This window comes from Bacillus cereus group sp. Bc031 (genome assembly GCF_027716265.1).
GTDB classification, from domain to species: Bacteria; Bacillota; Bacilli; order Bacillales; family Bacillaceae_G; genus Bacillus_A; species Bacillus_A paranthracis.
Genome location: NZ_JAQFUL010000023.1, coordinates 22,057 through 35,098, shown reverse-complemented (window position 1 = coordinate 35,098; position 13,042 = coordinate 22,057). Strand labels below are relative to the sequence as shown.

Here is a 13,042-nt window from a genome sequence, read left to right as displayed (position 1 = left end):
TATGTCACAAGCACAAAGTATTTTATTAGAAAGCGGAACAAATGAATTAGAGATTGTTACCTATACTGTTGGTGAAAACCTATTTAGTATTAACGTAATGAAAGTACGTGAAATCATTAATCCATTCCCTGTTACAACTGTGCCAGAATCTCATCATGCAGTTGAAGGTGTTGTTCAAGTACGCGGTGAAATTTTACCAGTTATCAACTTAGCGACAGCTCTTAATTTAAAATCGACAAAGCCACTTGATCAAACGAAATTTATCATTTCAGAATTAAACCAAATGAAAGTTATTTTCCGCGTGGATGAAGTGCATCGTATTCAACGTATTTCTTGGGAGCAAATTGATGAACCAGCTTCATTATCTATGGGACTAGAAGAAACGACATCTGGTATTGTAAAACTAGATGGAAAAATCATCTTACTATTAGATTACGAGAAAATTGTATGTGAAATTAGTGGTACTGGTTATGACAATAAATCACTTTCAAAATTAGAACAAAAAACAGATCGCGGTGAAAAAGTTATTTATATTGCGGAAGATTCAGCAATGCTTCGTCAAATATTAGAAGAAACATTATCATCAGCTGGATATACGAAAATGAACTTCTTCAGCAATGGTGCAGAAGCGTTAGCACAAATTGAAAAGTTAGCGAAAGAGCAAGGTGAAAAAATGTTTGAACATATTCACTTGCTCATTACGGATATTGAAATGCCGAAAATGGATGGACACCATTTAACGAAAGTAATTAAAGATAGTGAAATAATGAATCGTTTACCAGTCGTTATTTTCTCTTCCTTAATTACAAATGAATTATTCCATAAAGGTGAAGCTGTGGGAGCAAATGCTCAAGTAAGTAAGCCAGATATTCAAGAGTTAATTGGTTTAGTAGATAAGTTAGTACTTTAAAAGCTTCTTTTTAGCTGGAATAGAGGAACTAGCCATGTGTGGAGCGGTCAGTGCTTAATAGAGCCCTATGCGATGTGAGATTTCAATTGAAGGTTTGTAGATTCTATTTATAACTCTATTCTTTTAGTGGAGAGAAGGGAACTAACCATGTGTAGTATTGGTTAGTTCCTTTTTGGTGTTCTATATTCTGTATAGGTGGAAGGATGGAACGTTTTTGGAATGAATGTGGCTGTATGTATAAACAATCTTTATTTAAAGATTTTTGATTTGAAAATATAAAAAATATTCTGGGATTATTTTAGTAATTTTTCGTGATAACGCAAATCTTTTCGGTGAAATTACATTCTAAATACCATATAATATAATTAAAAGTGATTAATATGCAATTATGCATATTAATGAAAAAATCTTTTTCTATTTCAATACTTTCTATACATTTTTGTATGTTTATTATTTGACAGACAATTTCGAAATGTTATAATATGGATATGTAAAATTTTCTATTTTCTGAATGGACATGGGAGTCTGATGAGAATTGTGAAAGGATGAGGGGGAGTGGCACAGATTATGTATCACCACACAGCAATCAATGTATTAAGTCTCTTACAAAACATGTCAAATAATAAAATGAACGATATGCAACTAGAAGCGGAATTTAAAAAAATAGAAAAACAATTCCAAGTAAAATATGAAGAACTAGTTGATTTACATAATAGAATGGTATTATTTCAAATAGATATAGAAAAAAATGGCGGGATGCGAGCATATGAAAAATCAACGATCACATGGCTCAAGTCTGAACTAGAGTTACTGTATGAAGTGTATCAATTTTGCCAACGTCACGATTTAAACATTATTAATATTTCAAAATATGTTAGTAAAAACGAACTAAATCTTTTCCCGAAAACAGAAAGTCAATTACAAAATACGTATTACAAATTAAAAAAACGTGAAATGCCGTTTGAAAATATTGAAAAACAAAAACCCGGAAGAAAGCGAAAATATACACCCGTAAAAGAAACAATCGTTGAAATGAAAAAAGAAAACAATTATGTATTAAAAGAGGAAGTACAACATAAAGAAAATGAAAAAAGCCTCGTAACAGTTATATCTGGTATCGTTGATAACTTTGAAACAATTAGTCAACATAGTGAAAGAAAAGAAGATGAATTACATCAGTTTATGGAAGGTATTTATAAGCTTTCTAGTATGGCTGCAGGGCATTTTAAAGAAGAGTCTAATAGAAGTAGTCTAGAAAGTGAATTGCGAGCGTTACAATTGGAAAATGAAAGGTTAAAACGAGAAAAAGAAGAACTTGTGCAAGACGTGAAAGACATGACGCAACAGTTAGTTTATTTCATTAAAAGCTCCGACGTCGATCAAATTCGTAAATTACCAACTTTCGTACAAGAGTGTAAAATGGAATTAAATAAACTGGGGCTATATAACGCACAAGATGGAAAAATGAAAATAAGGATCGACCGTAGAGGACAAGTTATGACGTTAGCACCATAAAAGTATTGGGTACAAAATAAAAGGGAAGTACATAGTTTATATGTATTTCCCTTTTGCTTTGTTTTGAATCAATATAATGAAAAATTATAGATACGAAAATCTGTATAGTAATAAGTAACTTTATTTAATAATTTAACTGTAAATAACATGTGCTAAAAAAGAAGTCTTTTTAAAATAGAAACTTGGACGGTATCTCATTCTATATGTTTAGAAGTCTTTTGAGTTTATAAATGAATTTATTAATTTTCAACAGGGTTTAAATATAAGTTTATTTTGAAGAAGGAGTAATTTTGGGAGTACTAGTATCCAAAGTTGTTGAATTAATAGTGAATGTATCATTTGTTTGACTTTTGGAAATATATATTGATTCCGTTGGTGTATAGTTACCAAGATATCTGAGATAAATAAAAAAATAATAAAAAAACATTAAAAAATATGTAAAATAATAATATAATGATTAAAGGATGCTATAGTATTATAAATAAAGGAGTCAAAAATAAAATGAAACCGTTTATGTCAGCATGTTTAATTGTAAAAAATGAAGAAGATATGTTACGGAAATGCTTACAATCACTTCAGGGTGGAGTAGATGAAATTGTTGTTGTAGATACAGGATCAACGGATGCAACAAAAGAAATTGCAAAAGAATTTACAGATAAAGTATATGACTTTGAATGGATAAGTGACTTTGCTACTGCTCGTAATTTTGCAGCATCTAAAGCGAGTGGAGAGTGGATTCTTACAATTGATGCAGATGAATGTGTGGATGAAGAAAATTTAAAAGTAGCAATTGAAGAAATTCAATTACAGAAGGATAGATATGATGCTTATGTTGTTAATATTATGAGTTTTGTAGGAGAGCACGGCGAACGTACAACAGTAAATAAAATGGGGAGAATATATAAAAATGATGGGACAATCTATTTCAAAGGAGCGCTGCATGAACAAATTGTAGCTGTTGAAGCAAAACCGAATATAGCGCAATCTTGTTTAGTGTTATATCATTATGGTTATTTATCTCATATAGTAGAAAAACAAAATAAAAAAGACCGGAACTTAAAAATTGTTACAAAGAATTTACGTAGTAAAAAAAATGATGGGTTTTCATTATTTAATTATGGACAAGAGTTACGTAGGCAGGGGAAAACAAAACAAGCATTAAATAAATTTGTTGAGGCATATAAATGTAAAAAAAGTGTTGATGAAGGTTGGATCCGTACATGTCTATATTTTATTATTGAAAGTTTAGTAGAGTTAAAGCGTTTTGAAGATGCTTTGAAAATTATAAAGGATACAGAGACATTATGGCCAGAGTCTCCAGATTTTATTTGTTGGAAAGGTGATATTTATTATCTGCAAAATCGTTATGAGGATGCGAAGATAGTATTTGAAACAATTGTAACTAATCAAGAAAAATACAATGATGTTGCTTATCAGTTTGATCGGAAAACATTTATTCCACATGAGCGTCTTGGCCGAATTTATGAAATAGAAAAAAATGATGAAAGAGCATTGCAACATTATATTGAAGCTCTTAATGAAAATGCCTCATCTATAAATGTCATAATGAAAGTAATACAAATGCTAAGTAAATATCATTCGGCTGAAGAAATATATGAATTTTTAGTACAGCAAAATATTTTAAAAACAGATGTGATACGATTAGAAATAATAAAGTATTTGCTAAGCACAGGTTTACCAGATTTACCAGTGTTACTTGCACGTGATTTAAAAGAGACAGTATTAGTAAAAATAATAGAATTAAAAGCAAGTCTTATTACAATACAATCTTCTGAGGCAGAAAGTATTGATGTTAAAAGAACAGATTTATTATTAGGGATACAAAGAGGGATATTTGATCTTGGTGATTTATGCATATTATATGAAATCACGGAGAGTATTCATGTACAAGAAGTAATACAGTGTTCTGATTTTAAACATGTATTCGAGATGTTATTTGGAGAGTTAGATGGTTCTAAGAAAATAAAGCGCGATGAGTATTTAGCGATACTAGAAAAAGCAATTCGTTATAATAAGTCAGAATTCGTAGAACGACTTATTACATATACAAATATGTTTCATCAAGATATTCATGCTAAAATTGCAGATGTATTTTATGACATTGGTTATGAAGATATTGCTTTGGAGTTTTACCAGTTATCAGGTGAAAATCATATTTCCAAACAGGGTTATGAGAATATTATTGAATGGTTAATTGCTCAAAATAATAAAGAAGAAGCGCAGCGTATTGCGTTGCAAGCTATAGAGTTATTTAAAACAGATTTTCGCTTTTATAAGTATAGTTTAGAAATGGCTGAAGGAAATATAGAAGGAGTAATGTCAAAAGCTGTGAAGGCTTTTCCAGATAGCGATTGGTTGAAAGGAAAATTATTATTATCATTCTAAAATTAAGTTGAAAATATGAACTATCTTCAGAGAAAGGATAGTTCATATTTTATGAAGAATCGGAACTATATGACGAATGAAAAATACTAATAGTTATATAAAAAATACAGTGAGGATAAATGGGATGAGGAAAATCTTAACATATGGAACTTTTGATTTATTGCACTTTGGTCATATTAATATATTAAAGCGAGCAAAAGAACTTGGTGATTATTTAATTGTAGGGTTATCTACAGATGAATTTAATGCAATAAAAAATAAAAAATCTTATTATAGCTATGAAAACAGAAAATTGATGTTAGAGGCAATTAGGTATGTTGATAAAGTAATTCCTGAAGAGGAATGGGAACAAAAAGTTAATGATATTAAAAAGTATAAAATTGACATATTTATAATGGGGGATGATTGGAAAGGGGAATTTGATTATTTGAATATGTATTGTAAGGTTTTATATTTTCCGAGAACAATTGGGGTTTCAACAAGTGAAATAAAAAAAATTACAAATAATATGAATATAACTTATTAGGTGATTATGAATAAATGAAAAACAGGCACTCTATAAGAAAATATTGCTTATTAGAGTGCTCATCTGTTAATTAGACTTACGAGATAAATATAGTTTTGTAACGAATTTCCATACCCTTTCGGAAGAATTGCCATCTTGATATGCATGGATTTTATTTGTAACTTGTTTTCTCGCTTTTTGATAGTAAGAATGGTTTGTTTCATAAGCTAAAATTTCACTTTGTAAGCTTATTTGATCAAATACTTTGGGACCTGGTGTCCATTCTTCGTACGGCGTAAGTAAGAAGCCACGATCCTCATTATATTCTTCCAAATCTGTTGGTGTAAATATAATAGGTTTGTTTAATAATAGATAGTCGAAATATACAGAAGAATAGTCTGTTATTAAGAAATCAGTTGCACCTAATACTTCATATAAATCAATTTTCCATTCTTTTAATTTTTCATCTGGGAATAAGCTGATATGAGAAATCCCTTTTAACATTTTATCATAATTCTCACCATATAGCGGATGTGATTTTACGATTAATTGATAATTGTTTTTTTCTAAAAACTGATTAAAAGTAGATAAATCAAAATCATTAAATCCAAATAAAATAGAAGAGTGTTTTGTACTATTTGTTTGGCTATTGGCGCGAAATGTCGGCATATAGAATATAAATTTTTGATTGGTATCCTCTATATTTAGAAACTTACATAATAATTCGCGAGTGTTTGAATTAAATAAAAAATCATTACGAGGAGCTCCAGTAATTACAAAGTTATTAGGGTCTACTCTTACACATTTGTACAATAGTTCGTTATATAAATGGGAATAGGACGCTAAATAATTTAAAGGCTTAAAAAATGCTGAAATACTATTTTTATTATGATAATTTGGATCAGCATAAAACATTGTTTTTAGTGGGAAACCATGCCACAAATCAATGACAATTTGATTTGGATTAAACTGTTGTTTATTAAAGTTATATTCCATGTTTGTGGTAATAACAATATCGCTTTCAATTATCTTTTTTGTGTATTCGTTTGTTACGTCATTTACTAAAACAAACTCTACATCAAAGTGCTGTAGTATATTATTAGGGATTGATTTATATAAAGCTAAGGTATTACAGCCACTGAGATTTCTATATGTAAGTAGAATTTTTGGTTGTTTATTTTTTATTGTTATATTTTGTTTCGAAATATTCCCAATAAATTGCACAGTTGTTATTGTCCACAGATTATTTTTTTTAGACAAAGATACTTCATACAATAAGATGTTTTCATTTTTTATGAGCTGGAATTGTACAATTGCACAATTATTATGTACATTAAGAGACTCTACCTTAGGGTAACAAATAGGATAACTTTTTGTTTCATAGTTATGGTCAATTAAGTAATTATTAATGTTTGCTAATACTATATCTAAAATAGTATTCTTTTCTTTTGTTTCATTAATTATTTTGTGAGTATTCGAAGCTACAAGCATCTTTTCTTTAATAACTTTCAACAATTTTATATAATACATCAAAGTTTCCGTATTTATATTTTGGATATATTTTTCTCCAGTTTCAACAAAAACTTTTTGAAAGCTTCCGGTTTTTAAAAGTAAATTGTTATCTAGTGTTTGAATCCACTCTATTAGGAGTTTAATCGTTTTTTGTTGAATAACCGGTTCGTCCTGGGATAAACTACCAATTAATAAATATTGAATACTACCTTCAATTAAACGCTTAGCATATATAATGAAGGATTTGTGCTCTAAACCGTATTTGCTTTTTTTAAAGTAGTTACGTATAGTATCAAATGCATTAAATATGTGTGGTAGGCGAGTTACTGGGTTAGTAAATGCTGATTGTGTTAAAGATAAATTCTGCGATTGTCGTACCCTATAATTATAAATAATAGACGATGTTGTAACAATTTTTGTTGCGCTTAAGAAAGTTTGTATAGCAAATGGGTGATCTTCAATATATTGGATGTCCTCTGCAAATTGTATTTTTTGCAGTAATTCTTTTGTATATAATTTCCCCCAGATGAATACATTAGAAATAATTTCAGGATTTTCTTCAATAGAGACTTTTTTTATAATGGAATCCTCTGTATCTTGAAGAATGTTATTTATATCGGAGAAATTTTGCATGGATCCTATAACTAAGTCAGCTTCATTTTCTTGTGAGATAATATACATAGTCTCAATTGCTCGATTTGGCAATAGGTCATCAGAGTCAACAAATGTAATATAAGAACCAGTAGCTAATTTTAATCCTATATTTCTGGCAGCAGATACTCCTTTATTCAAATCCTGTTGAAAAAAACGGACATTTTTGTTTTCTTGTGCATAAGATGAAGCTATACTTCCTGTTTTATCTGTTGATGCATCATTAATAAGTATAATTTCTATATTTGGATAGGTTTGATTTAGTAATGATTGAATTGTCTGTTCTATATATTCTTCAACATTATACATAGGGACAATTACACTAATTTTTTCTTGATGCATTTATATGTCTCCTTCAAAACTTATTTCAGTGAAAATTTTGTTAATTAGGTTATTTTATAAAAAACGAAAATTTGGTTTGTGTGCATGGGTTTTTTGTATAAGACTCTTAAACATTTGTTGTAAAAAAATTAATGAAAACAATAAATCTTTGTATATTCGTTGATAATTTATAAAAAACATATCATTAACTTTTTATAATAAAATACACCTTTCTGCAAGCAGAAAGGTGTATTTTATTTTTATCTAATGAATTATTGTAATAATTTACTCACCATTTGCGGAGTTTGATTTGCTTGAGAAAGCATGCTGATGCCAGCTTCGTTTAAGATTTTAAACTTAGTCATTTCAGACATTTCTTTTGCCATATCTGCATCTTCGATTTGAGAAGCAGTTGCTGCCATGTTAGTTGCTTGATTGTTTAAGCTTTCTACGTTAAAGTCAAGACGGTTTAATGTAGCACCAAGTGTAGCACGGTCTCCTGCAACTTTTGCAAGGGCTGCATCAATTGCAGAAATTGCTGCTCGTGCAGAAGTTGCATCAGCTGCTGCAGTAAGGCCAGTAGCTAATGCGGCGTTACCAATTGCGATGTCTTTAATAGATAGAGCACCAAGTGAAACGCTTGATAATTTAACCCCAATTTGTTGTTTACTATCGCTAGAATCCATTGTCTGAATTGTAACTGTTGTACCTGCTTTCAATAGGTTTTGGTCGTTAAATTGTGTGTTATCAGAAATATAAGTGATTTGTTTTTGTAATTCACTAAATTCTTTTTGTAAAGAAGCTTGGTTTCCTTTTGTGTTCGCACCGTTCGCAGATTGAGTAGCAAGGTCACGCATACGAAGTAAGATGTTAGATACAGAATTCATTGCAGATTCTGCAGTACGGATTAATGACATACCGTCTTGTGTGTTACGAGCTGCAACAGACATACCGCCTTCACGTGCTTTCATACGAGTAGCAATTGCTAAACCGGCAGCATCGTCAGCTGCACTGTTAATACGTTTACCACTAGATAAACGATTCATAGAAGTGTTCATTTTGTCTTGGTTTTGGCGCATGTACTCTTGAGTACGCATGCTGTTAATGTTTGTATTAATTCTCATGATTAAGAACCCCCATTTTTTTATATTGACTTTTCTGCAAATTGAAAAACGGTAATATGCGAAAAAATCAATTTCGAGATTTATTGTAATCCCTGTCATAGCGGGTGTCAACTAAAAATTCGAATTAATAAATATAAAAAAATAACAGTTTAACAATATATTCATTTTTTTATTACAATATTATTAAAAGGATTATTGCAAACTTTAAAAAAAAACTCTAATATTAGATTATCTTTGTTTACCGAAAAGGTGATATTATGATAGTTGGAAATATAGTAAAAGAAGTCCTTGCATATAAGAAAGGACAAATTCAGCAAAAGCTAAGTAGTCCACAAGCATTCGTTAGTAGTCGTTTTCAAGAGAAGTTGCAGAGTGAACCTGCGAAGGAGACGAAGGGTACTACGCAGCCGGTAAGTGTAGAGAATATGAGTCAGCCGGTACAATCTACGAAAATAGAAACGGTCGTTAATAAACCGGAACAATCTATTCATAAAGTAGAGGAAGCGAGTAAGCCTGAAGAAAAGGCTGAAACGAAGAACGTAGATGAAGTGCAAGTCGCACAAAAAGAGTTTGAACGACGTTTCCCAGAAACGAAAAATGAGGCTGCTGATACGTGGGGATTAACGAAGAAGTATAATATTCAAAAAATACGTTCTTCCAATGAAGGAAAGTATGAGGATATTATTGATAGAGTCAGTCGTACATACGGAATTCCGAAAACGTTAATTCAAAAAATGATTGAAGTAGAGTCTAATTTTAATCCGAAAACGGTGTCACATGCAGGTGCGATGGGACTTATGCAGCTTATGCCAGCGAATGTGAAAGAGATGGGTATAAAAAATCCATTTTCACCAGCTGAAAGTATTGAAGGCGGCGTGAAAGAGTTAAGCGGTTATTTAAAGAAAAATAACGGCGATCTTGTATTAGCGCTTGCATCTTATAATGCAGGTCCTGGTAATGTGAGAAAGTACGGAGGCGTACCACCATTTAAAGAAACGCAAGGATATATTAAAAAAATATTAAATATCGACGTTTCAAAATAAGAAGTTTCATATATAGAGAGAACATGAAATTTTCGTGAACATGATATGGGAGTTGGCTAGATTTGAAATTACAAGATGATATTCCGTTAACAATTTATTTTGAAATCGGAAATACGAAAAAGAAAATTGAAGATTTGCTTCATATTACGAAAGGTACATTGTATCGTCTTGAAAATTCAACGAAAAATACGGTACGTCTTATGCTTGAGAATGAAGAGATTGGAACCGGAAAGATTTTGACGAAAAACGGGAAGATGTACGTTGAAATCGTTGAATTGAAAAGGTAGGGAAGGGGATTGTCATGAGTGGCGAAAAATTAAGCCAAGAGCAAATTGATGCCCTGCTGAAGGCGGTTAATGAAGGCGAGGAAATGCCAGCTTTCGCACAAGAAGCAGGAAAGCAAGAGAAATTTCAAGAGTATGATTTTAATAGACCGGAGAAGTTCGGTGTTGAGCATTTACGTAGCTTGCAAGCAATTGCTTCTACATTTGGTAAACAGACGTCACAGACGTTGTCAGCGCGTATGCGTATTCCGATTGAGCTAGAGCCTTCAACGGTTGAGCAAGTTCCGTTTACGAGTGAGTATGTGGAGAAAATGCCGAAAGATTACTATTTATATTGCGTTATTGATCTTGGCCTTCCAGAGCTTGGGGAAATTGTTATTGAGATTGATTTAGCATTCGTTATTTATATTCATGAATGTTGGCTTGGCGGAGATAGTAAGCGTAACTTTACGATGCGCAGACCACTTACCGCATTTGAGTTTTTAACACTTGATAATATATTTACGCTTCTTTGTAAAAATTTAGAGCAATCATTTGAAAGCGTTGTTGCGATTGAACCGAAATTTGTAACGACAGAGACAGATCCGAATGCATTAAAGATTACGACAGCAAGTGATATTATTTCATTACTAAACGTAAATATGAAAACGGATTTTTGGAATACGACAGTGCGTATCGGAATTCCGTTCTTATCTGTTGAAGAAATTATGGATAAGTTAACATCTGAAAATATTGTCGAACATTCTTCAGATAAACGTAAGAAGTATACGTCTGAAGTGGAAGTGAAAGTAAATCAAGTGTACAAACCTGTTCACGTTGCGATTGGTGAGCAGAAGATGACGATGGGTGAGATTGAACAAATTGAAGAAGGCGATATTATTCCGCTCCGTACGAAAGTTTCAGATGAATTACTTGGTTATGTAGATGGAAAACATAAATTTAATTGTTTTATTGGTAAAGATGGAACGCGTAAGGCGCTCTTATTTAAAAGTTTTGTAGAGTAGGAGGATCCATATGAAGCATGAAGTATCTCCTGTGTCATTAATGGGATTAGAAGATTTTGCAGGAAAGCGAAATGAAGCAAGTAAAGCACATATTGATACTGTTTCAGATATTTCGATTGAACTTGGTGTAAAGCTTGGAAAGGCATCTATTACGCTCGGTGATGTGAAAGAGTTAAAAGTTGGCGATGTTCTAGAAGTAGAGAAAAACTTAGGACATAAAGTAGATGTGTATTTAAGTAATATGAAAGTTGGCATCGGGGAAGCGATCGTAATGGACGAGAAGTTCGGTATTATCATTTCTGAAATTGAAGCTGACAAGAAGCAAGCTGCGCTTATGAAAGCGCAAAGTCAAATGCAAGATAAAGAGTAGAGGAGGAGTCATATGTCGTATATGACGACCTTATTTCAAGTCGTTTTACTGTTTGGTGCGCTCGGCTACGGTGCCTATTATATGACGAAAAAGACGCGCAAACAGCAGTTTTTTAAACAAGGTGAAAATGGCCACATTCAAGTGAAAGACGGTGTGTATTTAAATCATCAAACGAGCGCCTTTTTATTTGAAGTAGACGGTAAACAAGTGTTCACTGTTATTAGTAATAACGGTGTTCAATCTGTGCAATTAACAGGAACAGGAAATCAGTTTCAACAAGCGCTAGAAGACGCGGTGAAGAGTGAAACGAAAAAAGTAGAGGATCCATCATGAGAATAAAGAAACAGTTATCGTTATTAGCCGTTATTTTCGTATTTTCTATCGTTTTTTCAATTATTTTTGTAAATCCAGCGTATGCAGCCCAAAACGGTTTTATTAATTTCGAAAATGGAAAAGAGTTTACGAGTAACTCAAGTGTACAGTTATTTGCGCTCGTTACCCTTTTATCATTATCTTCATCTATCGTTCTATTATTTACACATTTTACTTATTTTATGATCGTTCTTGGGATTACACGTCAAGGACTCGGGGTAATGAATTTACCGCCGAACCAAGTGCTCGTTGGACTTGCCTTATTTTTATCACTCTTTACTATGCAGCCTGTTCTTGGGCAGCTAAAGAGCGATGTGTGGGATCCGATGACAAAAGAGAAAATAACAGTAAGTCAAGCTGCGGAAACGACAGCGCCGATTATGAAAGAGTATATGTCAAAGCATACGTATAAGCATGATTTAAAAATGATGCTGAAAGTGCGCGGAGAAGAGTTGCCGAAAGATTTAAAGGATCTATCCTTATTTACGCTCGTACCATCCTTTACGTTAACGCAAATTCAAAAGGGATTGTTAACAGGGATGTTCATTTATTTAGCGTTTGTATTTATAGATTTGATTATTAGTACACTGTTAATGTACCTCGGGATGATGATGGTACCGCCGATGATTTTAAGTTTACCGTTTAAAATACTCGTTTTCGTATATTTAGGTGGATATACAAAAATCGTCGACATTATGTTTAAAACGGTTGCCTGAAGCGTTTGATGCTATGTGATAGGAGTCATATAAATGAATACGTCACCAATTATAGATATTTTTCAAACCTTTTTTTATAAAGGGGTTATGATTTTAATGCCGGTTGCCGGTGTTAGTATGATTGTCGTTATTATCATCGCTGTCATTATGGCGATGATGCAAATTCAAGAACAAACGCTGACGTTTTTACCGAAAATGGCGAGTATTGTACTCGTTATTATCATTTTAGGTCCGTGGATGTTTCAAGAGTTAACGACGCTTATTTTAGATTTATTTGATAAAATTCCATCGCTATTGCGTTCGTACTAA

The 13,042-nt window shown here is 32.0% G+C and carries 13 protein-coding genes; 11 read left to right on the top strand and 2 right to left on the bottom strand.

From position 1 onward, the window contains the following. Position 1 precedes the first annotated feature (1 nt). The 4 genes from PDQ33_RS11530 to tagD all read left to right on the top strand — a co-directional run bounded on the left by PDQ33_RS11530 (position 2) and on the right by tagD (position 5,357). A complete protein-coding gene (locus PDQ33_RS11530; RefSeq protein ID WP_000075953.1) occupies positions 2-910 on the top strand; it encodes a chemotaxis protein in 909 nt (302 codons plus the stop codon). Between the two features lie 567 nt (positions 911-1,477). Further along, positions 1,478-2,425: a DNA-binding domain-containing protein gene (locus tag PDQ33_RS11525; RefSeq protein ID WP_250669786.1), complete on the top strand. Its 948-nt coding sequence runs from the start codon at positions 1,478-1,480 to the stop codon at positions 2,423-2,425. Positions 2,426-2,926: 501 nt separating this feature from the next. Further along, positions 2,927-4,831, top strand: a complete 1,905-nt coding sequence (locus PDQ33_RS11520; RefSeq protein ID WP_270755727.1) for a tetratricopeptide repeat-containing glycosyltransferase family 2 protein — start codon at positions 2,927-2,929, stop codon at positions 4,829-4,831. 124 nt (positions 4,832-4,955) lie between these two features. Next, positions 4,956-5,357: a glycerol-3-phosphate cytidylyltransferase gene (gene tagD, locus PDQ33_RS11515; RefSeq protein ID WP_076873314.1), complete on the top strand. Its 402-nt coding sequence runs from the start codon at positions 4,956-4,958 to the stop codon at positions 5,355-5,357. Positions 5,358-5,423: 66 nt separating this feature from the next. Here the strand turns inward: tagD and PDQ33_RS11510 are convergent, their stop codons facing one another. Both PDQ33_RS11510 and PDQ33_RS11505 read right to left on the bottom strand, forming a co-directional pair. Next, positions 5,424-7,841 carry a bifunctional glycosyltransferase/CDP-glycerol:glycerophosphate glycerophosphotransferase gene (locus PDQ33_RS11510; RefSeq protein WP_076873315.1) on the bottom strand — a complete coding sequence of 806 codons (2,418 nt, stop codon included), beginning with the start codon at positions 7,839-7,841 and terminating at the stop codon, positions 5,424-5,426. A gap of 251 nt (positions 7,842-8,092) precedes the next feature. Then, positions 8,093-8,944, bottom strand: coding sequence for a flagellin N-terminal helical domain-containing protein (locus PDQ33_RS11505; protein ID WP_076873316.1), 852 nt, complete (start codon positions 8,942-8,944; stop codon positions 8,093-8,095). A 257-nt stretch (positions 8,945-9,201) separates the two neighbouring features. Here PDQ33_RS11505 and PDQ33_RS11500 point away from each other — a divergent pair, with 257 nt between their 5' ends. The 7 genes from PDQ33_RS11500 to PDQ33_RS11470 all read left to right on the top strand — a co-directional run bounded on the left by PDQ33_RS11500 (position 9,202) and on the right by PDQ33_RS11470 (position 13,042). Continuing rightward, entirely contained in the window at positions 9,202-9,987 is a 786-nt protein-coding gene (locus PDQ33_RS11500; RefSeq protein ID WP_250669750.1) for a lytic transglycosylase domain-containing protein, read from the top strand. A 62-nt stretch (positions 9,988-10,049) separates the two neighbouring features. Beyond that, positions 10,050-10,274, top strand: a complete 225-nt coding sequence (locus PDQ33_RS11495; RefSeq protein WP_000775712.1) for a flagellar motor switch protein FliN — start codon at positions 10,050-10,052, stop codon at positions 10,272-10,274. A gap of 14 nt (positions 10,275-10,288) precedes the next feature. Beyond that, the gene (fliM, locus tag PDQ33_RS11490) at positions 10,289-11,275 is read left to right on the top strand and encodes a flagellar motor switch protein FliM (RefSeq protein ID WP_048551736.1); all 987 of its coding nucleotides are present in this window, start codon (positions 10,289-10,291) and stop codon (positions 11,273-11,275) included. Between the two features lie 10 nt (positions 11,276-11,285). Next, entirely contained in the window at positions 11,286-11,645 is a 360-nt protein-coding gene (locus PDQ33_RS11485; protein WP_000680011.1) for a flagellar motor switch protein FliN, read from the top strand. A 12-nt stretch (positions 11,646-11,657) separates the two neighbouring features. After that, entirely contained in the window at positions 11,658-11,978 is a 321-nt protein-coding gene (locus PDQ33_RS11480) for a hypothetical protein (protein WP_000121176.1), read from the top strand. Further along, a complete protein-coding gene (locus tag PDQ33_RS11475) occupies positions 11,975-12,733 on the top strand; it encodes a flagellar type III secretion system pore protein FliP (protein WP_001220586.1) in 759 nt (252 codons plus the stop codon). The genes PDQ33_RS11480 and PDQ33_RS11475 overlap by 4 nt, the downstream gene beginning before the upstream one ends. 33 nt (positions 12,734-12,766) lie before the next feature. Further along, complete coding sequence (locus PDQ33_RS11470; protein WP_001098085.1) at positions 12,767-13,042, top strand: flagellar biosynthetic protein FliQ; 276 nt, start codon at positions 12,767-12,769, stop codon at positions 13,040-13,042.

Excerpts from the sequence above, each read along its gene's own strand:
- PDQ33_RS11510 (WP_076873315.1), bottom strand. The coding sequence starts at position 7,841 with ATGCATCAAGAAAAAATTAGTGTAATTGTCCCTATGTATAATGTTGAA.
- PDQ33_RS11520 (WP_270755727.1), top strand. The coding sequence starts at position 2,927 with ATGAAACCGTTTATGTCAGCATGTTTAATTGTAAAAAATGAAGAAGAT.
- tagD (WP_076873314.1), top strand. The coding sequence starts at position 4,956 with ATGAGGAAAATCTTAACATATGGAACTTTTGATTTATTGCACTTTGGT.
- fliM (WP_048551736.1), top strand. The coding sequence starts at position 10,289 with ATGAGTGGCGAAAAATTAAGCCAAGAGCAAATTGATGCCCTGCTGAAG.
- PDQ33_RS11530 (WP_000075953.1), top strand. The coding sequence starts at position 2 with ATGTCACAAGCACAAAGTATTTTATTAGAAAGCGGAACAAATGAATTA.
- PDQ33_RS11525 (WP_250669786.1), top strand. The coding sequence starts at position 1,478 with ATGTATCACCACACAGCAATCAATGTATTAAGTCTCTTACAAAACATG.
- PDQ33_RS11470 (WP_001098085.1), top strand. The coding sequence starts at position 12,767 with ATGAATACGTCACCAATTATAGATATTTTTCAAACCTTTTTTTATAAA.
- PDQ33_RS11480 (WP_000121176.1), top strand. The coding sequence starts at position 11,658 with ATGTCGTATATGACGACCTTATTTCAAGTCGTTTTACTGTTTGGTGCG.
- PDQ33_RS11500 (WP_250669750.1), top strand. The coding sequence starts at position 9,202 with ATGATAGTTGGAAATATAGTAAAAGAAGTCCTTGCATATAAGAAAGGA.
- PDQ33_RS11475 (WP_001220586.1), top strand. The coding sequence starts at position 11,975 with ATGAGAATAAAGAAACAGTTATCGTTATTAGCCGTTATTTTCGTATTT.
- PDQ33_RS11505 (WP_076873316.1), bottom strand. The coding sequence starts at position 8,944 with ATGAGAATTAATACAAACATTAACAGCATGCGTACTCAAGAGTACATG.
- PDQ33_RS11485 (WP_000680011.1), top strand. The coding sequence starts at position 11,286 with ATGAAGCATGAAGTATCTCCTGTGTCATTAATGGGATTAGAAGATTTT.